Origin of the sequence: Tateyamaria algicola (genome assembly GCF_047715485.1) — a bacterium.
In the GTDB taxonomy this organism is placed as follows: domain Bacteria; phylum Pseudomonadota; class Alphaproteobacteria; order Rhodobacterales; family Rhodobacteraceae; genus Tateyamaria.
In genome coordinates, this window is the sequence record NZ_CP180422.1 from 345,136 (window position 1) to 368,110 (window position 22,975).

Annotated in this window: 22 protein-coding genes and 1 tRNA gene; 11 read left to right on the plus strand and 12 right to left on the minus strand. The window is 62.5% G+C overall.

What is annotated here, in order from left to right; genetic code table 11:
* Window positions 1-35: 35 nt before the first annotated feature.
* The 6 genes from ACMHLQ_RS04045 to ACMHLQ_RS04070 are packed head-to-tail and all read left to right on the plus strand — an operon-like array spanning window position 36 to window position 5,244.
* A complete protein-coding gene (locus ACMHLQ_RS04045; protein WP_415403489.1) occupies window positions 36-860 on the plus strand; it encodes a TOMM precursor leader peptide-binding protein in 825 nt (274 codons plus the stop codon).
* Window positions 848-2,167 carry a YcaO-like family protein gene (locus ACMHLQ_RS04050; protein ID WP_415403490.1) on the plus strand — a complete coding sequence of 440 codons (1,320 nt, stop codon included), beginning with the start codon at window positions 848-850 and terminating at the stop codon, window positions 2,165-2,167. The genes ACMHLQ_RS04045 and ACMHLQ_RS04050 overlap by 13 nt, the downstream gene beginning before the upstream one ends.
* Window positions 2,167-2,949 (plus strand): SagB/ThcOx family dehydrogenase, encoded by a 783-nt coding sequence (locus ACMHLQ_RS04055; RefSeq protein ID WP_415403491.1) that lies wholly within the window; start codon window positions 2,167-2,169, stop codon window positions 2,947-2,949. Before ACMHLQ_RS04050 ends, ACMHLQ_RS04055 begins: the two co-directional genes overlap by 1 nt.
* 8 nt (window positions 2,950-2,957) lie before the next feature.
* Window positions 2,958-4,181 carry a protein-L-isoaspartate O-methyltransferase family protein gene (locus ACMHLQ_RS04060; protein ID WP_415403492.1) on the plus strand — a complete coding sequence of 408 codons (1,224 nt, stop codon included), beginning with the start codon at window positions 2,958-2,960 and terminating at the stop codon, window positions 4,179-4,181.
* A 17-nt stretch (window positions 4,182-4,198) separates the two neighbouring features.
* Entirely contained in the window at window positions 4,199-4,717 is a 519-nt protein-coding gene (locus ACMHLQ_RS04065; RefSeq protein WP_415403493.1) for an OsmC family protein, read from the plus strand.
* Between the two features lie 26 nt (window positions 4,718-4,743).
* Entirely contained in the window at window positions 4,744-5,244 is a 501-nt protein-coding gene (locus ACMHLQ_RS04070) for a hypothetical protein (protein WP_415403494.1), read from the plus strand.
* A 16-nt stretch (window positions 5,245-5,260) separates the two neighbouring features.
* Here ACMHLQ_RS04070 and ACMHLQ_RS04075 read toward each other — a convergent pair whose 3' ends face one another.
* The 5 genes from ACMHLQ_RS04075 to ACMHLQ_RS04095 all read right to left on the minus strand — a co-directional run bounded on the left by ACMHLQ_RS04075 (window position 5,261) and on the right by ACMHLQ_RS04095 (window position 9,983).
* Entirely contained in the window at window positions 5,261-5,917 is a 657-nt protein-coding gene (locus ACMHLQ_RS04075) for an aspartate/glutamate racemase family protein (RefSeq protein WP_415403495.1), read from the minus strand.
* 4 nt (window positions 5,918-5,921) lie between these two features.
* A complete protein-coding gene (locus tag ACMHLQ_RS04080; RefSeq protein ID WP_415403497.1) occupies window positions 5,922-6,761 on the minus strand; it encodes an ABC transporter permease in 840 nt (279 codons plus the stop codon).
* 1 nt (window position 6,762) lies between these two features.
* On the minus strand, window positions 6,763-7,617 hold the full coding sequence (locus ACMHLQ_RS04085) for an ABC transporter permease (protein ID WP_415403498.1): 855 nt from the start codon (window positions 7,615-7,617) through the stop codon (window positions 6,763-6,765).
* Between the two features lie 80 nt (window positions 7,618-7,697).
* Window positions 7,698-8,963, minus strand: a complete 1,266-nt coding sequence (locus ACMHLQ_RS04090; protein WP_415405353.1) for an ABC transporter substrate-binding protein — start codon at window positions 8,961-8,963, stop codon at window positions 7,698-7,700.
* Window positions 8,964-8,999: 36 nt separating this feature from the next.
* Window positions 9,000-9,983, minus strand: coding sequence for an ABC transporter ATP-binding protein (locus ACMHLQ_RS04095; protein ID WP_415403499.1), 984 nt, complete (start codon window positions 9,981-9,983; stop codon window positions 9,000-9,002).
* Between the two features lie 223 nt (window positions 9,984-10,206).
* Between ACMHLQ_RS04095 and ACMHLQ_RS04100 the strand changes: the two genes are divergently transcribed.
* On the plus strand, window positions 10,207-10,896 hold the full coding sequence (locus ACMHLQ_RS04100; RefSeq protein WP_415403501.1) for a GntR family transcriptional regulator: 690 nt from the start codon (window positions 10,207-10,209) through the stop codon (window positions 10,894-10,896).
* Window positions 10,893-11,720, plus strand: a complete 828-nt coding sequence (locus ACMHLQ_RS04105; protein WP_415403502.1) for a GNAT family N-acetyltransferase — start codon at window positions 10,893-10,895, stop codon at window positions 11,718-11,720. The genes ACMHLQ_RS04100 and ACMHLQ_RS04105 overlap by 4 nt, the downstream gene beginning before the upstream one ends.
* Before the next feature lie 8 nt (window positions 11,721-11,728).
* Here ACMHLQ_RS04105 and ACMHLQ_RS04110 read toward each other — a convergent pair whose 3' ends face one another.
* From ACMHLQ_RS04110 to ACMHLQ_RS04125, 4 genes are all read right to left on the minus strand, one after another.
* Window positions 11,729-13,129 carry a TRAP transporter large permease gene (locus tag ACMHLQ_RS04110; protein ID WP_415403503.1) on the minus strand — a complete coding sequence of 467 codons (1,401 nt, stop codon included), beginning with the start codon at window positions 13,127-13,129 and terminating at the stop codon, window positions 11,729-11,731.
* The gene (locus tag ACMHLQ_RS04115; protein ID WP_415403504.1) at window positions 13,129-13,758 is read right to left on the minus strand and encodes a TRAP transporter small permease subunit; all 630 of its coding nucleotides are present in this window, start codon (window positions 13,756-13,758) and stop codon (window positions 13,129-13,131) included. Before ACMHLQ_RS04115 ends, ACMHLQ_RS04110 begins: the two co-directional genes overlap by 1 nt.
* A 70-nt stretch (window positions 13,759-13,828) precedes the next feature.
* Entirely contained in the window at window positions 13,829-14,845 is a 1,017-nt protein-coding gene (locus tag ACMHLQ_RS04120) for a C4-dicarboxylate TRAP transporter substrate-binding protein (protein WP_415403505.1), read from the minus strand.
* A gap of 129 nt (window positions 14,846-14,974) precedes the next feature.
* The gene (locus ACMHLQ_RS04125) at window positions 14,975-16,069 is read right to left on the minus strand and encodes a zinc-binding dehydrogenase (RefSeq protein ID WP_415403507.1); all 1,095 of its coding nucleotides are present in this window, start codon (window positions 16,067-16,069) and stop codon (window positions 14,975-14,977) included.
* Between the two features lie 554 nt (window positions 16,070-16,623).
* Between ACMHLQ_RS04125 and acs the strand changes: the two genes are divergently transcribed.
* From acs to ACMHLQ_RS04140, 3 genes are all read left to right on the plus strand, one after another.
* Window positions 16,624-18,579, plus strand: a complete 1,956-nt coding sequence (gene acs / locus ACMHLQ_RS04130) for an acetate--CoA ligase (RefSeq protein WP_415403508.1) — start codon at window positions 16,624-16,626, stop codon at window positions 18,577-18,579.
* Between the two features lies 1 nt (window position 18,580).
* Window positions 18,581-19,270, plus strand: coding sequence for an adenylate kinase (locus ACMHLQ_RS04135; protein WP_415403509.1), 690 nt, complete (start codon window positions 18,581-18,583; stop codon window positions 19,268-19,270).
* A gap of 79 nt (window positions 19,271-19,349) precedes the next feature.
* Window positions 19,350-20,351, plus strand: coding sequence for an AraC family transcriptional regulator ligand-binding domain-containing protein (locus ACMHLQ_RS04140; protein WP_415403510.1), 1,002 nt, complete (start codon window positions 19,350-19,352; stop codon window positions 20,349-20,351).
* Here ACMHLQ_RS04140 and ACMHLQ_RS04145 read toward each other — a convergent pair.
* From ACMHLQ_RS04145 to ACMHLQ_RS04155, 3 genes are all read right to left on the minus strand, one after another.
* The gene (locus tag ACMHLQ_RS04145; RefSeq protein ID WP_415403511.1) at window positions 20,348-21,535 is read right to left on the minus strand and encodes an FAD-dependent monooxygenase; all 1,188 of its coding nucleotides are present in this window, start codon (window positions 21,533-21,535) and stop codon (window positions 20,348-20,350) included. The two genes, ACMHLQ_RS04140 and ACMHLQ_RS04145, sit on opposite strands and share 4 nt — an antisense overlap.
* Complete coding sequence (locus ACMHLQ_RS04150; protein WP_415403512.1) at window positions 21,532-22,650, minus strand: CaiB/BaiF CoA transferase family protein; 1,119 nt, start codon at window positions 22,648-22,650, stop codon at window positions 21,532-21,534. The genes ACMHLQ_RS04145 and ACMHLQ_RS04150 overlap by 4 nt, the downstream gene beginning before the upstream one ends.
* Before the next feature lie 176 nt (window positions 22,651-22,826).
* Window positions 22,827-22,913, minus strand: a tRNA-Leu gene (locus tag ACMHLQ_RS04155).
* Window positions 22,914-22,975: the final 62 nt, after the last annotated feature.

The window sequence follows — 22,975 nt, forward strand, 5'->3', positions numbered from 1 at the left end:
GATCCCGTGTTCGCGAGGCTCCAATGTCATACATCATGCTGGACGCCCAGGTGGAGGTCCAAAGGTCTGCTGCTGGCCACAGCTTCCTGTTTCGCAAGGATAAAAAGGCGATCCACTTGGATCGCTGCGATGCGCAGGTCGTGTCTGTCATCGAGCATCTGGTGACGGGTCAGGACATTGCGCGCATTCAGGGTAATCCGTTGCAGGATGAGGCCGTGAATGAAGTGCTGGACCGTCTGATGGAGGAAGGTTTGGTTTCCGTCGCGCCCGCTGCGGATGCCGCGACACCAAAGTTCGACAAGGCAAATGCCAAACCGCTGATATGCCTCACGGCGCACCAACCTGTTGCCGGACTGGCCGAAGCGCTGGAAGCAAACGGCTATGCTTGCGTCGGGCACGATAGGGCCGACCTGACCCTGGCCATGTCTCTTCCGTATGACCGCGACTTTCTCCACGCCGAAAACCGTGCCGCGCTGCTGTCGGACACGCCCACCCTCTTTGTAACGTCCATCCGGGGGGTGGTCGAATTCGGCCCCTTCCTCCTGCCCTGGCAATCGGCTTGTTACGAATGTGTCGAGCATCGTTTGGAAGCCGCCCAGCAAAACACCGACTTCTCCCGAACCGAATGGAGCGAGGTCAGATCGCCACAACAGGCGCCATGCCTGTCGGGCATAGTCCGGGAATTGAGCATCGCCATGCTCCTCTCGATCCACCGGACATCGGACCACGCGCACCTGATCAACAGCCAGACTGTGTTTCATCCGGCAACCGCGTCCTTCAGCACCCATTCCGTGCTGAAAGTGCCCGGCTGCCCCGCCTGCGGACGCAGAGCGCGCGGTGCGATGTCATGCGCGATTTGACCAGCGGCGACATCGCCGCCGCCCTCGTGGATGCGCGGTGCGGGCTGATTACCTCGATCGACCACGTTCCGCCCCTGCCCGGTGGCCCCATGATCCAGACCTATCGCGGTGCGCTCGCAGCCCCCTACGCGCAGACCGAAGACGGGTTGCAGCGCGAAAAGATGGACAAGGTCGTTGTGTCGGGATGCAGCCGCGATGATGCAGCAGCACGATGGGCGCTGATTGGCGAGGGTCTGGAACGCTACGCCGCCTACCGCTTTCCGGCTGAGCGGTCTGTTTGCGCGTCTTTCAACAATCTCGGGGACAGCGCGCTTGATCCGCGTGATTGGATCAGCTTTGCCGATGCACCTTATGGCAAGGCGTCTCAATACGTGCGCTTTGATCCCGATGCCGCGATCCGCTGGACCGAGGCACGACGCTATGGTGGCGGCCCACCGCGTCTGATTGCATCGGTTCTGGCCTGGTTGCGCCTGGGTGGCACGGAACGTGCGGAAGAGTTCATTCAACGCGCCTCAACCGGCCTTGGTGCGGGCACATCACTTGCGCAGGCGCAACGCTCCGGTCTTTTAGAAGTCATCGAGCGGGATGCATTCAGCAGCCGCTGGCTGCTTGGCGCCTCTCCCAGTCGGATCGCCGCCCAATCGGACATCAATCAGTTCTATGGGGATGCCACTGCGGCGAGCGGCATCCTGGTCGATCTCTTCGATATTGCGGTCGATGATCTGGCACATGTCGTCCTGGCCCGGCTGTGTGTGGAGGGGACGGAATTCACGGGCGGCGCATTCGGTTTCGCGTTGGGGGCCAGCGCACATCCAGACAAGGCCACAGCCGCCCGCAAGGCCATTGAGGAAGGGTATCACATCCTGCAAGGCATGTTGCACTGGCGCAGACAGGGCAATGCGACCGTGGCGGCAGAGGATTTGTCCGACTTCCTCGATCACGGCCACTACTACAGCCAACCCGGTCCTGCGGCGGATGCGGCGTGGTTCTTTGCGGACCGATCCGAGGACGTGGGCGTCGACATCACAGCGCCATCCACCGCTGCGCCAGACTACGAGCAGGACGTCGCACGCCTCATCTACGGGCTGGCCGCACAGGGCCGTCCCGCGTACTTCGTCGACATCACACCGCCTGATGTCAGATCGCTGGGCTTTCACGTCGTGAAATCGCTGGTGCCCATGTCCCAGCCCCTGACCTGCGGCGCGCGCGTCATCGCGGATGATCGTCGGCGCATCGCGCAGGTCGCGACCCATCTCGGCCTGCCCCGCGACACGCCAATCAACCGCCAAGTGCAACCCTTCGCATGATGCTGGATGACCACATAGACAGGCGCGACCATGCGCTGACGGCCGTGGATGACTTCCATGAAATGACGCGGCTTTATCCCGATGCGCGCCGCGCCTGGGGTCGCCGCGTTGCGTATTTCAACACCAACGAAAAGGCGCGTGCGCGCTTGCTGGACGAACACCGGGACCGTTTTGGATCGGCCTGGCAGACAGGCGACACGGCACAGTCCGCCGATCTGGCCCAGCTGCTTACCGCGCGCAAAAGCCACAGACAGTTTGCATCCGCACCTGCGTCTTTTGAAAGGGTCAAGGATGTCATGGTTGCGGCGACCTGCGCAAAGGAAGGCTCCGCGCACCGCCCCTACGCGTCTGCGGGTGGCATATACAGCGTTGATCACTACCTTATCGGCCTGCGCGTCGATGGGCCGATACAGACTGCATTTGTTGCGTATTGCTGCCCCAAGCGATGCGCCCTGATGCCCGTGCGCACCGGCCTCGACCCTGCGACCTGCCGCAAGGCACTTGGCCTGAGTGCTGACGACGAAATCGACCCCGCATTCGTTGTCATCCAGACGATGAACCTCGAGCGTGCAACGCGAAAGTATCAGCAGCGCGGATACCGGTTTGCCCTGTTGGAAGCCGGGCTCGCCGCCCAGAACATGTGCCTGCTGGCGGATGCCAACGGCTTTGGCGCGCTGATCTGGGGCGGGCACCACGACGACATGATCGACCAGTTGCTGTCGATCCATGGCACCGACGCGACTGCCATCAACACCATACTCATGGGAGGCCACACCCGGTGACGGAGAACTTGACCCAGTCTGACCCAACCACCGCGATCAACGCGCTGCTTCAACAGGTGATCGACTACACGCCCATCGTCGGCCCGCCCATTCCCGTGACCCAAGCGATGCGGGATGCGTTTGTGAAATATCCCAGACACGCGTTCGTCGATCAGTTCCGCATGGTCCACGATGATCCGATCTCTAACCCCCGGTCGCGTACTGACCCGGATGCGCTGTCCCTGATCTACACCAACCAGCCGCTGATGTATGTGGGCGCGAAACGGCAGACGCTGCCGGCCTCCAGTTCGGAACCGGCCTTTATCCTGCATCTTCTGTCTGCTCTGGACATTCAGCCGGGTCAATCCGTTCTTGAGGTTGGATGCGGCACGGGCTGGCTGCTGGCCATTGCGGCACATCTGGCCGGGGATGCCGCCCGCGTGGTCGGGATCGAGATTATTGCCGATCTCGCCCGACAAGCCCGCGAGCACCTTGATAGCGCAGGCCTGAAACAGGTCGAGGTCGTGCATGCCGATGCGAATACCGTCGCGCAATCACTGGGCCGCTTTGACCGTGTGATCCTGACCACATCCACGTTCAGCTTTCCCGAATTCCTGTTCGATGTCTGCAAGGATGGCGGGCGACTGGTCATGCCACTGCGCAACAAGGGATTGTCGGAAGAGGCGCAGTTTCTGGTGAAGGATGGCGCGGGGTTTCGCTCCGAAGGGTCGCGCCTGTGCAAATTCGTCCATATGACCGGCAATACCGAGACCGACAACGGCATCACGCCAGCCGACCAACCCCTGCTGGACCGGATCAACACCGGACAGTCCGAACTGCTGGACATTCCCAAGGGCCCGCCCGGCACGCTGTCCTTCAGCACGTTCCTGTCCAAGACACGGCCCCATTTTGCGTTGCTGGGCCTGCGCGCGCCTGCAAGCGGGACCAGCCTCAGGGCGGGCATCTTTGGTGATCCCGCAGCCCTTGGTATCGCCTTGCTTGCCCCCGACTGGACCAACGGTGCCGTGTGGAACCAGGGGCGGCTGGCATGGTTCGGCGACGCCGGATACCGCGATGCCTTTGTGGCCGCGTTCGAAGAATGGCAGAGGCTGGGCAAACCGGATGGGTCCAAATTCCAACTGCGCGTGCTGCGCGGGTCCGACATACACACAGATGAACAGCCGGATCGCACATGGGTCGAGCACCGCGGCAACACCGCATTGATCTGGACGCTGGCGCCACCATCCCATTGAACGCAGAAGGGGCTCAGATGTCTGGTCTGAAAGACTATGTGACAACCAAGCGGCACGCGATTGCGGCCAGGCACGCGGCCATCAATGCCGCCGACAGTTTCACGCCCGTTCAACTGATCGCCCATGCCGAAGCGGCAGGCGCAAGCGGCGTGCGCCGGATACGGATCAGGGATTTCCAGGTCCTCAGCGACAGCCCCTTCAACTTTGCCGGTCACGATCTGGGGCCCACGTCACCCGAGCTTCAGCTGGGCGTGCTGGCCAGTTGCATCGTGCACACCTACATCGTGCAGGCCGCCATGCTCGAAATTGCGCTGGACGGCGTGGTGGTCGAAGTCACCGCCGACATTGATCTGCGCGCAGGGCATCCGGATCACAAGAACATCCCCGCCGCCCCCAGCAACATCAGCTACACCGCCCATGTCGCGGCGGATACCGAAGACCTTGATGTGCTGAACGACACCGTGCGCCGCAACTGCCCTGTCATGAACCTGCTCGAACAGCCCAACACGATCGCCGGGCGGGTTGAACGCCTTTGACATGGCCCGAAAAGGAACATGAGACCATGAAACGCCGCATCCTACCCACGATAGGCCTGATGGTTTTGCTGATGAACGGCGCTGTTGCGCAGACGTCGACCGGGACGGACACGGAGGCTGAGCTGCCACAAAGCGCCGATGACATCCGCATCGTGGATGTCGATCCGACAGGCACACTCCAACCCGCACCCCTGCCCGAATGGGTCGAGCCGCTCAGCACGGATGACCCGGCCCTGTCCCCATTCACAGGCGTCTGGCGCGGCCAGTGGGAAGGGACGCTCGACAGCTATTTCGCCATCGTCGAGGCCGAAGCGGATCGGGTCAAAGTGTTCCACTCTTGGGGGTCCAACGTGCTGCTGTCCGAACCGGGCATGCGCTATGTCTGGGGCCGTATCCACGACGACGTACTGTTGCTGCCGGGTGATCTTGCGTCGATTTCGCTGCGGGATTCCAAGGACGGAACGCTGTTCGGCCTGTATTACAGCCGCTCGGTGCACATGCCCTCGCGCATTGTCCTCACCAGATGAGCCAGGGTGCGCATGCTCAGGCCAGCGCACCGTTCAGCCAGGTAAAGCATCGGGCCGCGCACACAACAGGGTCGATCACCTCGACATTGACGCGCTCGCGCACCGCTTCGCTGACCTGCACCATGCCAGCACATCCAAGGATGATCGCGTCGATCCCGTCGTCCTGTGCGGCGCACTCTGCCTGCCCAACGATCTTGCGCGTGGACGCGACCGGATCGCTTTCCAGTTCCAGAACCGCCGCATCAGAGGCACGCACCCTGCCCAGGTGCGCGCCAAACCCGACAGAGCGGATGTTGCCCTCGATGATCGGCACCGAGACGCGCAAGGTCGTAACCACGCTGAACCGCCACTGCCTGAGTGCGGCAAAATGATAGGCGGCCTGACCAATTCCAATGACCGGACAGTCGGCCAGTTGGGCGGCCTCGGCCAGACCGGTATCGTCAAAGCAGCCGATGACGATGCCCCCTGCCCCTTCGCCCGCCGCCTTCATGACCAAATCCAGAAGCGGCGGCGTTGCGGCCTCGCCATCCTCTGCCCCCTGGATCGCGGGCGGGCCCTGATGCGAGGTCCAGCCAACGAACTCCAGATCGGGGGCGGCGGCGCGTGCCACGGCGACCATGGCCGTTGTCATCGACACGGTGCTGTTCGGATTGATGATCACGATGTGCGTCACAGGGTCAGACCAGCCCCTGACCGGCATCAGAGCCTTGGCGCGCGCGTCTGCGATTGGCCAGCCAGGCGATCAGAAGAAACACTCCGATCACCAGCAGGGAAAACACCGTTGTCAGCGTTCCCAGCGCAAACAGCACCGGCGTCGTCACATTGGTGGTCATGCCAAAGATTTCCAGCGGAAGAGTGTTGTAGCTGCCCGAGGTCAGCAACGTGCGCGCAAATTCGTCATAGCTTAGGGTAAAGCCGAATAGCGCAACACCGATCAGCGCAGGGGCAATGATGGGCAGAACGACGTGTCTTATGGTCTGCCAGGGCGTCGCGCCAAGGTCGCGCGCGGCCTCTTCATAGCTTGGGTCGAACCGGTTGAAGACGGCAAACATGATCAGCAACCCAAAGGGCAAGGTCCAGGTCAGTTGCGCCCCGTATCCTGACGTGGACCAATGCACCGGCAGCCCCGATTGCGACCAGATCAGCCCGACCCCGAGAGAGATCAGAATGGACGGGATCACCAGCGACGTGATGATCAGGTAGAACAGCACACCCGATCCCGCAAACCGCTTGCGAAAGGCCAACCCACCCATGACCGACACCACAACCGTACTCACCATCACCATCAGACCCAGCACCAGGGACCGCCTGAACGACCCCCAGATATCGCCCACCGCCTGTTGTTCGAAAAGATCGCGAAACCAGTGCAGCGACACACCGCGCATGGGGAATGTCAGCCCCCCGTTCGGGCCCTGAAACGACAGGATGGCGATGGTCAGCGTGGGGCCATAGAGAAAGGCCAGAAACAGCACGAAAAAGGCGGCGAGGATGTAAAACGACTTGGGGCGCGGCTCCACCTCAGAGCTCCTTCCGGATGTCGACAAAGCGCAGCAATGTGCCGATCAAGATCAGCACGGTAATCAGCAGGATCACAGCCGTGGCCGAGGCCGACGGGTATTGCAGCAACCCGATATCGTTCTGGATCATGCGACCCACATTCGCCGACTGGCTGCCCGACATGAACCGCACCGTGATGAAATCGCCCATCACCAGCGCCACCACAAAGATCGTGCCGATCATGATACCCGGCTTGGTGAGCGGCACGATCACATGCCACAATGTCTGCCATCCGCTCGCACCAGCATCTGCCGCCGCCTCGATCAGCGATTTGTCGATCCGCATCATCGTGTTGAAGATCGGGACAACCATGAACAGTGTGTAAAGGTGAACAAAGGCCAGAATGACACTGAAATCGCTGAACAAAAGCCATTCCAGCGGCTCGTCGATCACACCCCACGAGATCAGGGCGGAATTGGCCAGCCCGTTGCGCCCCAGGAACGGAATCCACGAGATCATGCGGATGATGTTGGAGGTCCAGAACGGGATCGTGCACAGCAGGAACAGCGCGATCTGCCAGGTCAGGCTGCGCACATGGAAGGCGAGGAAATAGGCCACGGTAAAGCCAATGATCAGGGTGAACGCCCAGGTGATCGCGGCATATTTTAACGTGTTGAAGAACACGCGGTAAGTCACCTCAGAACCTAGCAAAAAGGCGTAATTGTCGAACTGAAACGCAGGATAGATCGACCATTCGGTCGCCCCCCAGAAACTGACGACCACGACCATCACGATGGGCAGCACCAGGAACAGGGCCAGCACCAGCGCCAGCGGCGCGGCCATCAGCCATCCCGTGATATGTCGAGAGATCGTCATGACCTGTTCTTGCTCTTCACTTTGCCAGGAAAACTCTCAAAGGGGGTCTGGGGGAACGGAATGTCCCCCCAGCCGATGGCTCAGGCGGCGATGAACTCATTCCACTTGCGCACCATGTACTGGTTTTCGTCCATAACAGCGTTCCAGCAGGCCACGGCTCCCATGCGGTCGTAGAACGACCCGCCGTCGCGCACTGCGCCCGCTTTCTCCATCACATCGCCGAACGGGTTGGTGATGTCGCCCTGGGCTTCCTTGCCTTCGAACCAGAAGCCCCATTCGTCTTCGGACATGAAGTTCTTGGATGTCTCGGGCACGGCCGAGTAATAGCCCTGACGCATCAGGAACCCGCCGACCCAGCCGCTCAGATACCAGTTGATGTACTCATAGGCCGCATCCAGTTCGATCCCCGACAGCGATTTGGACAGACCGATGCCACCGCCCCAGGACCGATAGCCTTCTTTCAGCGGCTGGTAGACACATGGGATGCCCTGGCTGCGCACCGCCGTGATGGCGGGCGACCACATCGACTGGATCACGACCTCACCGCTCGCCATAAGGTTCACGCTCTCGTCAAATGACTTCCAGAAGGCGCGGAACTGACCGGCTTTCTTGGCCTCAGTGAAGATGCCGAGGGTCAGGTCGATCTCTTCCTTGGTCATGTTGCCCTTGTCGGGGTATTTGTATTCGCCCATCGACTCCACGACCATCGCCATATCCATGATCCCGATGGAGGAAATGTCGAGGATCGACGCCTTGCCCTTGAATTCGGGGTTCAGCAATTCGGACCAGTTGCTGATAGGCCGCCCGATGAGGTCGGGGCGGATGCCCAGCGTATCGGCGTTGTAGATCGTGGGGATCAGGGTCATCCAACCGGATTCCTCGGCCACGAATTCCTTGCCATCCGGCCCGGTGGTGAAACCAACCGTGTGCGGCGCGGTGCCTTGGGCAATCACGCTGTCAGGCGTCAGCTTGCCTGACCGGAAGGTGCCGACGATCTTGTCGTAATTGGCGATCTTGGACGTATCCATCGCCTGCAGGTTGCCCGTCGGCCAGACCTTCTTGCAGATCCAGTATTCGATGTCTGCGATGTCAAAGCTGTCGGGCTGGGTGGCGGCGCGTTGCGTCACGCTGTCGGAATCGAGCGCGGTCATTTCAAGGGTGAACCCGAGGTCCTCCTTGACCTTGTTGGCCACTTCATTGAGGTTGGACACCCCGGTGCCAAACTGGCGCAGTGTCACATCCTTGATGGCCTGTCCCCATACCATTGGAGCCGGAAGCGCGGCGGCTGCAACCGCCGCGCCACCTGCCTTCAGCATGGACCGGCGCGAATAGCGTGTCTTTGGTATCGTCGTCATGTGATTTCCCTGTGTTTTCGATTTGCATTATGCGGTCAGGGCGTGTGCCGCCCGGGCCTCCCAGTCGAGGCCGACAGCCTCGCCCAGATCCTTCGGGTTGCCGAAGAAATCCTCGTCCGACAGCAGCGCCGTCACTTCCTGATCCCCCGCAATCGCGGCGGTCAGCGCGACATGCGTGCCCTGGTATTCGATGTTGATGATCTTGCCCGGCAGGCGCGCGCCCTCGGGTGCTTGCAGGCGCAGGGCGTCCGAGCGTACGGCGATCTTGCCCTCGGGCATGGTGATGACGTTGTGCGAGCCGAGGAACTGCGCGACAAACGCCGTCTTCGGGGCTTCGAACACATCGCGTGTCCGCCCCGCCTGCTCGATACCGGCATTGTTCATCACGACGATCTCGTCCGCCAGCGCCAGCGCCTCGTCCTGACCGTGGGTGACGTGGATGAACGTGATGCCCAACTCGCGCTGCAGCCGCTTCAACTCGGCCCGCATCCGCACGCGCAGGAACGGATCAAGGGCGGACAACGGCTCGTCCAGCAGCAAGACCTGCGGCTCCGTGATCAGTGCGCGCGCCAATGCCACGCGCTGTTGCTGGCCCCCCGACAATTGCGCAGGCAGGCGGTCTGCAAAGCCGGTCATGTCGACCAGCTCAAGCATCTCGCCTGCGCGGCTGGTGCGCTGGCGGGCGTCCACACCCTGCATCTTCAGGCTGAACGCAACGTTGTCGGCAACACTGAGGTGGGGAAACAACGCATAGTTCTGGAACATCATTGCCGTGCCACGTTTGGCCGGCGGCAGATGCGAGATATCGCGCCCGCCCAACAGCACGGCACCGTCTGACACCGTCTCGTGCCCGGCGACCATGCGCAGGGTCGAGGATTTGCCGCACCCCGACGGACCCAACAGGCAGGCATAGGTGCCCGCCGCGAAATGATAGCTGATCGCATCCACCGCCACGGTGGTGCCGTAGCGCTTTGTCAGGCTGACAAATTCCAGATCAAGCTCGTCGTTCATGGTGCCCTCACGTGGTCTTCCACCAGCTTGCGAAGGCTGCGGGCCAGGCCGAAGCATTTTCCCACCGACCCGCATCGGCGCAGCATCAAACGCCCCCGACAGGGCAGACACATCGACCATTGTGCAAAAACTGGGCAGATATTGTATACGATCCAGATGCCGCATGTACTTGATCTTGCCCTCCCCAAACCGTTGCGCCTATCAGCGTGGCAGGAGACTTGGCATGCACGACTCAGCCCAGATGCACATTTCAACGGCCGAAGACATCGTTTCGCATCTGACCGAGGCGGTGCATGAACACCGCGTCCAACCCGGCATGAAACTGAGCGAGGATGAAGTCGGCGACATCTTTGGCGTCAGCCGCACGGTGGTCCGTCAGGCCCTGCGCGCCATGGCACATGGCGGGCTCGTCTCGATCGAGCGCAATCGTGGGGCCTTTGTCGCCAAACCGTCCCTCAAGGAAGCGCGCGAGGTTTTCGAGGCCCGCGCCCTGCTGGAACCGCAAACCGCGCGGGCTGCGGCTGAACGCGCGCAGGCCGCCGACATCGCCCTGCTCGAGGCGCATATCGAGAACGAGCACGCGGCCCTCGCCCAGGACGAGGCCGGGCGAGCACTGAAGCTGTCGGGCGAATTTCACTGCGAGATCGCGCGCATCGCCGATCAGGACACAATCGAAGGGTTCGTGCGCCAGTTGGTGTCGCGCTCCTCCCTGGTCATCGCGCTCTATTGGCGGCGGCGCAATGCGCTGTGTGAAAGCCATGCGCATCACGCACTGCTCGATGCGTTTCGCGAACAGGACGGGGACGCCGCTGAAGAGTTGATGAAGGGGCACCTTCTGGACCTCGTCTCGCAACTGGATTTGCGCGAACGGCCCAATGACACCGCCTCGTTGCGCGAGGCGTTGAAGAAATGATCGCGTTCCGAACCGCACAGCAATCCGACCTTGCACAGGTGCTGGACTGGGCGGCCGAGGAAGGATGGAACCCAGGTCTGGAGGATGCGGCCGCCTTTTTTGCCGCCGATCCATCCGGCTTCTTTGTCGCGCTCGATGACGGGACACCGCAGGCGGCGATCTCTGTGGTCAACCACAGCGACAGTTTCGCGTTTCTGGGCCTCTACATCGTGCGACCGCCCTATCGCGGGCGCGGCATCGGCTATGGGCTGTGGCAACACGCCCTGGCCCATGCAGGCACACGCACAGTCGGGCTGGACGGCGTGCCCGAACAGCAGGCCAACTACGCCGCATCCGGGTTCGAACATGCAGGCGCAACCACACGCTATACCGGGTTTATCTCGGCCAAAGCAGATGAACACATACGCCTCGCCGACACCGATGATATCAAGGCCCTGAGCGCGCTAGAGGCGCAGGCATCCGGCATTCACAAACCAGCCTACCTCGAGGCGTGGCTGGAGCAGGCAGACACCCGCACGACGCTGATCGCTGATAGTGCAGATGCCGCGCACAGCTTTTGCACGGTGCGCAGGTGCGGAACCGGGGCCAAGATCGGCCCCCTTGTTGCACATGACGTTGATACGGCAGAACGGCTGATGCACCACGCTGCATCCCTCTACCCCGGCGAAGTCAGTATTGACGTGCCCGAAACCTCTGCCCCCCTCGCCGCCCTCTGCGCGCGCCTTGGCCTGACACCGGGGTTCAGGACGGCGCGGATGTATCGCGGCCCGTTCAAACAGGCGCAATCGGAAATCTATGCCGTGACATCACTGGAACTGGGGTAAGGACCGCCCTAGCCCGCCAGCGACGGCAACCAAAGGACAATGCCCGGAAAGGCCACAAGGGCCGCGATGGTGCAGGCATCGGCGATGAAGAAGGGGGTCACACCCTTGAACACGTCCTGCACGGTCAGATCATCACGCACACCGGCCACCACGAAACAGTTGAGGCCGATGGGCGGGGTGATCAGACAGAACTCGGCCATCTTAACGACCAATATCCCGAACCAGATCGCGCACATCGGGCCCGACATGCCAAAGGTGCTGTCAGCAGCCGAGACGAACTCGCCCCCGTTCAGCGCCATGACCGCCGGATAGACCACGGGCAGGGTCAAGAGCAGCATGCCGATCGCGTCCATGAACATGCCCAGCACGGCATAGGCCAGCAGGATGCACACAAGGATCAGCATGGGCGAAACGGTCAGCGAGGTGATCCAGTCGCTAAACGCACCCGGCAGATCGGCAAAGCCAAGGAAACGCACATAAATCAGAACGCCCCAGATGATGGTAAAGATCATGACCGTCAGCTTGGCCGTCTCGATCAGTGCGTCCTTCAGTTCCTTGAAACGCATGCCCCGGTAGAGCGCCATGAGGAACACGATGAACGCCCCCACCGCGCCGCCCTCGGTCGGCGTGCCCCATGCGTCGCCGAACGGGTTGTAAACAAAGAAGATGATGATCACGACCACCGCCACGATGGGCAATGCTGGCGGCAGCGACACAAGGCGTTCTTTCCAGGTAAAGCCCGACACCGGCGGGCCCACGTTTTTCCAGATCAGCGCAATCGCCACGATCATGCCGCCATAGATCAGCGCGGAAAATGCACCGGGAATGAAGCCGGCCAGCAGCAGCTTGCCTACGTCCTGTTCCACGATGATCGCGTAGATCACAAGGATCGCCGAGGGTGGGATCAGCGATGCCAGCGTGCCCCCGGCGGCCACGACCCCGGCCGCGAATTGCTTGTTGTAGCCGATCTTGAGCATTTCCGGGATCGCGATGCGGGCAAACACCGCCGCCGTCGCCACAGATGCGCCAGAAACGGCGGCAAAACCTGCCGTCGCAAACACCGTGGACACGGCCAGACCTCCAGGCACCCATGCGATCCAGCGCTTGGCCGCCTCGAACAGGGCCGTGGTCAGCTTGGCATAGTAAGCGAGGTATCCGATCAGGATAAAGGTCGGGATCAGCGACAGTGCCTGCGAGGACACCTTGGAATGGGGCACTTGCCCCGCGATCTTGACGCTGATTTCCAGCGCCTTTCCAAAGCGTTCCGGGGCGTAGTCAAACCCGTTCCAGCGCAGCCAGACAAGGCCGACAAAGCCCGCAAGCCCCGCAGCAAAGGCGACGCGCATGCCCAGAAAGACAAGCACCAGCATTCCGCCTGTCGTCCACAGGCCAATCGTAATCGGGTCCATCAGTCTGCCCCTTCCAGCGCTTCGGCCTCGGCGCGGGCCTGTTCGGCCACGCTCTGGATCAGGGGGACGGCCACGGGGCTGTCCAGGTTCAGCCAAAAGGCCCGCGCATAGCCAACCGCCTGCAGAACCAGGCGCGCGCACAGAACGGCAAAGGCGACGGGCACAATCAGTTTGCTGGGCCAGATCGGCAAAGAGATATCGATGGAACTGTCACGCGAACACAGTGGGCGCGCGCAGTCAAATGAGCGGTCGAAATGCGCCCAGGATCCCCAGACCAGCGCGATCATAAGCGCCAGGATCAGCAGGATCGACACCAGTTCGAAAAACCACAGCAACCGCCCCTTCATCGCACCAATGATGATGTCCATGCGGATGTGGCCACCATTCCGCTGGACATAAGAGACCCCCATGATCGCGATCAGGGGCATCAGCATCTCGATCAGATCGACATAGCCAAGCAGCGGTTTTTCGAAAAACTCGCGCCCGGTGACGGAATAGGCCGCAAGAAACATGAGGGAAAAGGCGGCCAGACCGCTCAGCAGGGCCATGACCCGCTCTATCGGGACAAGGCCGCGATCAAGGCGACTCAGCAGGCTCGAGTCCTCCAGTACCGTGGATGTTCCGGCCATATCTGCTCTCCCCGTCGGCGCCTTGTTGGCGGCGCGACAGGGCGGGGTTCACCCCGCCCTGCCCTTTGGATTAGCTGCCCGACTTGGCGTCAGCCAGCGTTTTGGCAACCAGATCATAGAGTTCCTGACCGGGCAGGCCCTGACCTTCCATGTCGGCGATCCATTGATCACGGATCGGGTCGGCGGCCTTGGCGCGGAATTCGTCGATGACGCTCGCGTCGATCTCGACCTTGGTCACACCTTTTTCTTCCAGAACGCTGTCCCAGCGCTCAAGCAGCTCGGCGTAGTTGGCAAGGTAGTGATCGATAGCCTCGGGCACCGAGCTGTCCAGCGCCGCCTTGTGCTCATCGCTCAGGCTCTCGTAGGCGTCGATGTTCACCACGACAGGGCAGTTCACCGTGCCGGGGTTCAGGTTGGCGGTCCACCAGTCGGCCTGGTTGATCGTGCCAAAGCTGAGATGCGCGTGCTGGGCAAAGGCCACCGTGTCCACGACGCCGGATTCCATGGCCTGATAGGCCTCGGTCGCGGTCACGGATGTGGGCACACCGCCCACGGCGGAAAACGCGTTGCCGATGCCGCCAGTGGCGCGCACACGCATGCCTTCAAAATCTGCCAGCGTCGCGCGCGGATCACCGGTGCCGACGAGGTTGTATTGCGGCATGGGGCTGGTCATCAGCAGCTTGGCATTCCACTGCGCCATCTCTTCGGTGGCGGCGGGGTGAGCGTAAACGGCTGCGGACACCGCCACTTCCTGTTCAAGGTTCTCGACCCCGAGGAACGGCAGTTCGAGCACGGTGATCACGCGGTTCTTGTCGCGGTGATAGCCGGCACAGAACTGCGCCATCTCGAACGCGCCGATCGAGATACCGTCGAGGTTCTCGCGGTTCTTGGACAGCCCACCATAGCTGATGTTCATGGTGAATTCGCCGCCAGTCTTTTCGCTGACCAGTTCGGCCAGCTTTTCGACATGCTCGGTAAAGGCGCGGCGCTTGCCCCAGACGGACACATTCCATTCCGTGGCGGCCGCCTCAAGTGCAAAGGTGCACGAAATGGCGCCGACAACAGCGCCAACTGCAAGTTTGTTCATGATGTTTCTCCCTTGATGCGGGACGTGATGGCCCGCTTGTGAGCGAAGCTAGCGCGGGTGCAGCGATATGCCAAGAGGAAGGCGGAGGACACCTGCCTACCTGCAACCGATGCGCGATCCGTACTGCAATCAGGGCGTGACAACGATATTGCCTACATGGGTCTTGTCGATAAATGCCTGTTGGGCGGCGCGCAGTTCAGCCAGGGGAAATGTCGCCGCCAGCAGCGGCTTGACCTCGCCCGCCTCGATATAGCGGACCAGATCGCCAAAGATATGCGGCGGCAGCACGGTCGAGCCGGTGAACGTGAGATCGCGCAGATAAAGCGTGCGCAGGTCCAGATCGACGATCGGGCCCGCAATCGCGCCCGAACAGGTAAACCGCCCGCCCCGTGCAAGCACGTCGATGACTGTCGCAAAATAGGGGCCGCCCACGATGTCGGCGACCACGGTGACGGTGTCGCGCCCGATTGCGGCCTTCAGCGCCGCGCCGAGGTTTTCCGGCGCACGCGGCAACAGCGCATCAGCCCCCAATGCGGCCATCTCCGCATGCTTGGCCTCGGATGCCAGCCCCACGACCACCGCACCGCGCCGTTTGGCCAACTGGATCAGCGCCGACCCAACTCCTCCCGATGCGCCGGTCACCAGCACAACGTCATCCGGGCCCACATCGGCGCGGCTCAGCATGCCCTCGGCCGTGGAATAGGAGCATGAGAAGGTCGCCAGTTCCGCATCGCTCAGCGGGCTGTCGATCACGGCCACGTTACGGTGGTCGGCCGTGGTGTACTGTGCAAAGCCGCCATCGCGTTCACTTCCGAAATACCCGGTCTTGTCCTTGTTCAGCGGGTCCGCCCAATCGCGCAGCCAGCAATCCACCATCACACGTTTGCCGACCAGATCGGCCGCGGCATTCGCGCCCACGGCGACCACCGTGCCCACGGCGTCCGCCCCCTGGATGCGCGGGAAATGGATGGGCGAACCACCCCAGGCCGGGTCTTCTTCGCCGACATCGGTGTATCCGTCGCCATCCGTGGCCTGCGTCACGGCCTTGGAATACCAGCCGACCCGCGTGTTCACATCGGTGTTGTTCAGACCGCACGCGCCCACCTTGATCAACACGTCGTCGGCGCCGACCACGGGCATCGGCCAGTCGGTGTGGTAGGCCAGCGCGTCCATATCGCCGTGACCTTGCAGGACGTAGGCAGTCATTTCGGTAGGGAGTGTCATGCGGCGGCCTCCTTGGCGGCGTCCATGCGCGAGGGCATGTCTTGTGGGTCATGGTTGGGCGCGCCGGGCACCCCGCGCCAGTCGTGGCACATTCAAGTTCACCGCCACAAGACCGGTGTCGGGCACAACCGAATAGAAAACGCGCCGGAATATGCGAGAGGCACCGAGCGGCAAGGCATGTTTGATTCTGGCCGCGCCCGCTCTGGAAACAGTGCGCGACACAATATGTCACACCGCCCACTTCACCACGCACGATTGTTCGCCGGGTGTCGGGGGCGGGCTGTCAAACACGCGCGGCCAGTCGATTGACATTCAAGGCATCGGAATCACGGGGAAATTTACTGATCCACACCATCAATTTACAAATATCTCACACGCGCGGAAATCGCTTTACACCAAAACCCAGACAATTCAGCCTTTTATTCCCTTCTTTTCAGCTTTGCGTATGATCACGCTCAAGGGAGGAGGACCCGCACGCGACCGCGTGGCCATGGAGGATGGCCATCTGTCACGTGCCCTCCGATTACGATTGACGACCATTCGGAGGAACAGCCATGTCCGACAGCAAAACCCACGCTCCCAGCGCGGAAATGATCGCGAACGCCCATGTGGACGCGGCCAAGTATGACGCCATGTATGCGGCCTCGATCAGCGATCCGGAGGCGTTCTGGAACGAACACGGCCAGCGCATCGACTGGATCAAGCCCTATACCACGGTCAAGGACGTCTCCTATGATTTCGGCAACGTGTCGATCAACTGGTATGGCGATGGCACGCTGAACGTGTCGGCCAACTGTATCGACCGGCACCTGGCCACACGCGGCGACCAAACGGCGATCATCTGGGAACCCGACAGCCCCGAAGATGACGCGTTGCACATCACCTACACACAGCTGCACGCCGAAACCTGCAAGATGGCGAACGTGCTGAAATCCCTCGGTGTTTCCAAGGGTGATCGCGTTGTCATCTACATGCCCATGATCCCCGAGGCGGCTTATGCGATGCTGGCCTGCGCACGGATCGGGGCGATCCACTCCATCGTGTTCGCCGGGTTCTCGCCGGACGCACTGGCCGCCCGTGTGTCGGGCTGCGACGCCAAGGTCGTGATCACCGCTGATGGCGCGCCGCGCGGGGGCCGTGTGACCAACCTCAAGGACAATGTGAACCAGGCGCTGATCAACGTGATCGACGACACCAAGTGCCTGGTCGTGAAACGCACCGGCCAGCAGATCGCCTGGCGTTCCGGTCTCGATTTCTGGCTGCATGAAGAGGCGGAAAAGGTCGATGCCGACTGCCCGCCAGAAGAGATGGGGGCCGAGGACCCGCTCTTCATCCTCTACACCTCCGGCTCGACCGGACAGCCCAAGGGCGTGGTCCACACCACCGGCGGCTATATCGTCTATGCCGCGCTGACGCACGAAATCACTTTCGACTACCACGACGGCGACGTTTACTGGTGCACGGCTGATGTGGGTTGGGTCACCGGACACAGCTACATCGTCTACGGGCCGCTGGCCAACGGCGCGACCACCCTGATGTTCGAGGGCGTGCCGACCTACCCGGATGCCTCTCGCTTCTGGCAGGTCTGCGAAAAACACAAGGTGGCACAGTTTTACACAGCCCCCACCGCGATCCGCGCACTCATGGCCCACGGCAACGACCCCGTGGCCAAGGCGGACCTGTCCAGCCTAAAGCTGCTGGGGACTGTTGGTGAACCCATCAACCCCGAAGCGTGGAACTGGTATAACGAGGTGGTCGGCGGCGGGCGCTGCCCCATTGTCGACACCTGGTGGCAGACCGAAACCGGCGGTCACCTGATGACCCCCCTGCCCGGCGCCCACGCGACCAAGCCCGGCTCGGCGATGAAACCGTTCTTTGGGGTGGAACCGGTCGTGCTCGAACCGACCTCGGGCGATGTGATCGAGGGCAATGGCGTCGATGGCGTGCTCTGCATAGCTGACAGCTGGCCCGGTCAGATGCGCACCGTCTGGGGCGATCACGAACGGTTCGAAAAGACGTATTTTTCGGACTACAAAGGCTACTACTTCACCGGCGACGGCTGCCGCCGGGATGAGGATGGCGATTACTGGATCACGGGCCGCGTAGATGACGTCATCAACGTCTCGGGCCACCGGATGGGCACAGCCGAAGTGGAAAGCGCGCTGGTGGCACATTCCAAAGTGGCCGAGGCCGCCGTGGTCGGCTATCCCCATGATATCAAAGGGCAAGGCATCTATTGCTATGTCACGCTGATGAACGGCGAAGCACCGTCCGAAGAGTTGCGCAAAGAGCTGCGGACATGGGTGCGCAGCGAAATCGGGCCCATCGCCTCGCCCGACCTGATCCAATGGGCGCCTGGGCTGCCCAAGACACGCTCGGGCAAGATCATGCGCCGCATTCTGCGCAAGATTGCAGAGGATGACTTTGGCGCGCTTGGCGATACCTCGACCCTCGCCGATCCGTCGGTGGTGGACGATCTGATCGAAAACCGCATGAATAAGGGCAGCTAAGGTGGACGGTGCCCGCCGCCCGAGCGCTGCGCTCGTTCTGATCCTGCTTGGCCCGCCCGGTGCGGGCAAGGGCACCCAGGCCCGGATGCTGCAAGAGCGGTTCGGCTATGTGCAACTGTCCACAGGTGATCTGTTGCGTGCCGCCGTCGCCGCAGGGACCGAGGCGGGCAAGGCCGCAGATGCGGTGATGAAGTCGGGCGGGCTGGTGTCGGATCAGATCGTGATCGACATCCTGCGCGACCGCCTCGCGGCGCCAGACTGCGCAAGCGGTGTGATCCTCGATGGCTTTCCACGCACGACCGTGCAGGCCCAGGCGCTGGACACAATGCTAAGCGAAAGCGGCCAGCGCATCGACGCGGCCGTCAGCCTCGAAGTGGACGACGGTGCCATGGTCGCGCGCATTTCTGGGCGCTACACCTGTGCAGGCTGTGGCGAGGGGTTTCACGACACGTTCAAGATCCCCACCAAATCCGGCATTTGCGACACCTGCGGCGGCACGGACATGACGCGGCGCGCCGATGACACAGTCGAGGCTGTGGGCACCCGCCTTGCCGCCTATCATGCCCAGACTGCGCCGCTGATCGGCTATTACGGCGATCACGGGGTGCTGCAACGGGTGGATGCGATGGGTGCGATTGACGAAATCGCAACGTCCCTTGGCCATGTGGTGCGCGAAGCCACAGAGCGCTGACTTGCAGATCGCGCCAATGCACAAACAATTCCCGCCACAACACTGGCCAAAGTGATGGGCGCCGGGCATTCTCGGTGCCATGTCCGATATCTCCCAACTCCGTTACAAGATCGCGCGCACGACTGAACAGCTATGCGGGTTGTTGCGCATCGACCCGGTCGCCGTCATGCGCCGCATGCGCTTTCCCGCAGACTTTCTGCAAAACGAAGGACGCGGTGTCACGGCAGAGGACTTCTTTGCCGGGTGGGAGGCGATCATCGCGGAATCCGGGCGCGCGGATGCGCCGCTGTTCCTTGGGCAGGCATATGCGCGCGGGCCGTTTAACCCGGCCTTCTTTGCCTTTACCTGCAGCCCGAGCATCGCCATCGGGCTGGAACGTCTGGCCCTGTTCAAACCGCTTAGCGGGCCGCTGCATCTGGGCTTGCGGCGCGGTGATTCCGGCGCGCTGACCATCACCAAGTCATCCAATGTCTCAGCGCACCCCCTGCCCGCCTCCTTCGCGGCGACCGAACTGGTGTTTCTGATCGAGGCGATGCGCACCTGCACCGGCCAGCATGTGGTGCCGCGCCACGCGACCCTGCCCGAACGCCTGCCCTGCCACGCGGCCGTCGAGGCATTCATTGGCTGCCCCGTTGCGATTGGCGGCGCGGCGACGTTGCGCCTGGGCCCCGATGACGCAGAGCGCATATTGCTGTCGGCAGACCCCGAGCAATGGGCGCAGTTGGAACCCAATTTTCGCCGACAGATGCAATTGCAGATGTCAGACCAGACGATGAGCGCGCGTGTACGCAGCGTCTTGCCCGAGATGCTGCCCGCAGGCGAGGCCAGCGTGCAGGCCGCCGCCTCGCGCCTGCGTCTCAGCATCCGCAGCCTGCAACGCGCCCTCAAGGCCGAAGGCACGCGGTACCAGGATCTGCTGGATGCCACGCGCGAAGACCTCGCGCGCCGATACCTTGCCGACACCGACCTCAACATCGAGGAAATCAGCTATCTGCTGGCCTACCGCGATCCAAATTCGTTCTACCGCGCCTTCCATATCTGGACAGGCCAGACCCCCATGTCCGTGCGCAACGCCAGCTAAAGCGCGGTCGTGGCGTCATAGCGATAGACCCAGTCCTGACGCGCATGGATCGCCCCGGGCAGGATGCGCGCGCCCAGCGCCATGGGCCCGTAAAACCCGATCTGTCCGAGGGCCGAGGCTTTGTGAAACATGCGCGCATTCGCGGCCGAGCCCTTCTGGATGCGCGACGTGCGCGCAATGCGGGTGTTGAAGTAGGTCTGAAACCCGTCCTCGGGCGTGTCGGATTTCGCGAGGGCTGCCGCCAGTATCCATGCATCTTCAAGGGCTTGTACGGCACCCTGCGCCATGGACGGCAACATCGGGTGCGCGGCATCCCCCATCAGTGCCACACGTCCCTCGTGCCAACGCGGCAAGGGCGCGCGGTCAAACAGCGCCCAGCGGTTCAACACCTCGGCCTTGTCGATCAGGGTCGCGATCACCGGGTGCCAATCCCGAAACGCCGCTTGCGCATCTGCCTTGCGCCCCTCTTCACGCCAACCCTCGGGGGCGGGTTCGGGTTCTTCCACCATGCCAACGAAATTGGCGAGGGTGCCGGCGCGCAGCCGCGTTGTGACGGCGTGGCGGTTGTGGCCTGCCCAGACACAAGCCGATGGCGGTGGCGCATCAGCCCCAAGGGCCGCAACCGGGACAACCGCGCGCCAGGCCACGTTGCCGGTATAGCGCGGCGCGCCCCGGCCCAGCATCTGACGCCGTATGACGGAGTGCAGCCCATCAGCCCCGATCACGATATCGGCCCACAGAGTCTCTGCATCCTTCAACAGCAGACCCGCCTGCTCACCCTCTTGCACGTACCCCGTGACGCTCTGACCGGTCATCACGGCATCCGGTGCGAGCGTGCGCAGCCGTGCAGCCAGTGCATCTACCAGATCGGCCCTGTGGATATGCATGTAAGGCGCGCCCCAGCGCTGTTGCGCATAGCCCTTCATCGGCAGGCGAAAGACGGAAAAGCCAGAGCGCCCCAACCGCATCTCGATCGCTTCGGGTTCAAACAGGGTCGCTTGCAGATGCGGCGCAACGCCCAACGCCTCAAGAACGCGCCAGCCATTGGGGGAAATCTGCAACCCCGCGCCCACTTCGCTCAGTTCAGGCGCCTGTTCCAGCACAAAGATCTCCCAGCCCCGCAGACGCAGCGCAATGGCGGTGGCCAGCCCCCCGATGCCGCCGCCTGCAATCAGCGCCTTCACGTCAGCGCCCCATCTGCACGCAAGGACGCAATGGCAGCGGTGTCATAGCCCAGTTCTGCCAACACGGCCTCTGTCTCGGCCCCCGCACCCGTGGGCGGTGGCGGCGTGAGCGCAGGCGCGCCACTCAGCCGGGGGGCCACCGCCGCCTGCCGCACACCGTTCACGTCAACATAGACACCACGCGCCTCCATATGCGCATCACGTGCCGCCTCATCCAGCGTCAGTACCGGCGCCACGCAGGCATCCGTGCCCGCAAAAACCTCCGCCCAATGATCGCGCGGGTGGCTGGCAAACACAGCCTCGAACCGCGCGGCAAGCATGGGCCACCCGTCCCGGTCATTCTGCTCGGGCAGCGCCGCATCGGACAGGCCAAGGCCCGTCAGCAACAGGGCATAGAACTGAGGCTCTAGCGCACCCACGGCCACGTCGCGCCCATCCGCGCAGCGATAGCAGCGATAAAACGGCGCGCCGCCATCCAGCCAGTTCGTGCCCGGCTGCGCGGTCCACACGCCTTGGGCCATCAACCCATGGATCAGACCCATCATGGCGGGCACGCCGTCCACCATGGCGGCATCGACCACCTGCCCCTTGCCCGTCACGCCACGCGCGATCACGGCGGCGAGCAGACCATAGAGCAGAAACATCGTGCCGCCCCCATAGTCGGCCACGAGGTTCAGGGGCGGTTTGGGCGGTGCGCCCGCCGATCCCATCAGGCTCAACACGCCAGATTGCGCCAGATAGGTGATGTCGTGCCCGGCCACGTGCGCCATGGGTCCGTCTTGCCCCCACCCGGTCATGCGGCCATAGATCAGGTGATCCGGACAGTCGGCAGGCCCAAGGCCCAAACGCTCCATCACGCCAGGGCGAAACCCTTCGATCAGGATGTCCGAGCGTACAATCAACTCCTGCGCAACCGCGCGCCCCGCCTCCGATTTGAGGTTCAGCGCCACCGACCGCTTGCCGCGCCGGTTCACATCATGAGGCTGCGCAGGCCCCGTGGCCTTGTCGATCACCGTGACGCGCGCACCCAGATCCGCCAGCAATTGCCCAGCCAGCGGCGCAGGCCCGAGACCCGCAAACTCGACGACATTCAGACTGTCCAACGGCCCCGGCATTCCCATCCCCCCGGCATTCACTTGCCCCGATAGGACAGAATGCACAGGCAAGGTGCAAGCCAAAGGCACAGAACATTTTTTGCGTAGGGGAATGATATGCCCAAGCGGTGCGGGTGAGAGGACACTGCTCGAACCAAAACGGCCTCAAGTAGCCGAAGGCGGTAGGCCATTGAATATGGTGCGGCCGGCGAGACTCGAACTCGCACGAGTGTTACCTCACAGCGACCTCAACGCTGCGCGTCTACCAATTCCGCCACGGCCGCACGCCTTGACTTGGTGAGGGGTCTTTAGCTGCGAACGCAGCGGATGCCAAGAGCGAAAACCA

Coding starts and splice junctions, on each gene's coding strand:
- ACMHLQ_RS04045 (WP_415403489.1), top strand. CDS start 36: ATGCTGGACGCCCAGGTGGAGGTCCAAAGGTCTGCTGCTGGCCACAGC.
- ACMHLQ_RS04050 (WP_415403490.1), top strand. CDS start 848: ATGCGCGATTTGACCAGCGGCGACATCGCCGCCGCCCTCGTGGATGCG.
- ACMHLQ_RS04055 (WP_415403491.1), top strand. CDS start 2,167: ATGCTGGATGACCACATAGACAGGCGCGACCATGCGCTGACGGCCGTG.
- ACMHLQ_RS04065 (WP_415403493.1), top strand. CDS start 4,199: ATGTCTGGTCTGAAAGACTATGTGACAACCAAGCGGCACGCGATTGCG.
- ACMHLQ_RS04070 (WP_415403494.1), top strand. CDS start 4,744: ATGAAACGCCGCATCCTACCCACGATAGGCCTGATGGTTTTGCTGATG.
- ACMHLQ_RS04085 (WP_415403498.1), bottom strand. CDS start 7,617: ATGACGATCTCTCGACATATCACGGGATGGCTGATGGCCGCGCCGCTG.
- ACMHLQ_RS04095 (WP_415403499.1), bottom strand. CDS start 9,983: ATGAACGACGAGCTTGATCTGGAATTTGTCAGCCTGACAAAGCGCTAC.
- ACMHLQ_RS04100 (WP_415403501.1), top strand. CDS start 10,207: ATGCACGACTCAGCCCAGATGCACATTTCAACGGCCGAAGACATCGTT.
- ACMHLQ_RS04105 (WP_415403502.1), top strand. CDS start 10,893: ATGATCGCGTTCCGAACCGCACAGCAATCCGACCTTGCACAGGTGCTG.
- ACMHLQ_RS04110 (WP_415403503.1), bottom strand. CDS start 13,129: ATGGACCCGATTACGATTGGCCTGTGGACGACAGGCGGAATGCTGGTG.
- ACMHLQ_RS04115 (WP_415403504.1), bottom strand. CDS start 13,758: ATGGCCGGAACATCCACGGTACTGGAGGACTCGAGCCTGCTGAGTCGC.
- ACMHLQ_RS04120 (WP_415403505.1), bottom strand. CDS start 14,845: ATGAACAAACTTGCAGTTGGCGCTGTTGTCGGCGCCATTTCGTGCACC.
- ACMHLQ_RS04125 (WP_415403507.1), bottom strand. CDS start 16,069: ATGACACTCCCTACCGAAATGACTGCCTACGTCCTGCAAGGTCACGGC.
- acs (WP_415403508.1), top strand. CDS start 16,624: ATGTCCGACAGCAAAACCCACGCTCCCAGCGCGGAAATGATCGCGAAC.
- ACMHLQ_RS04140 (WP_415403510.1), top strand. CDS start 19,350: ATGTCCGATATCTCCCAACTCCGTTACAAGATCGCGCGCACGACTGAA.
- ACMHLQ_RS04150 (WP_415403512.1), bottom strand. CDS start 22,650: ATGCCGGGGCCGTTGGACAGTCTGAATGTCGTCGAGTTTGCGGGTCTC.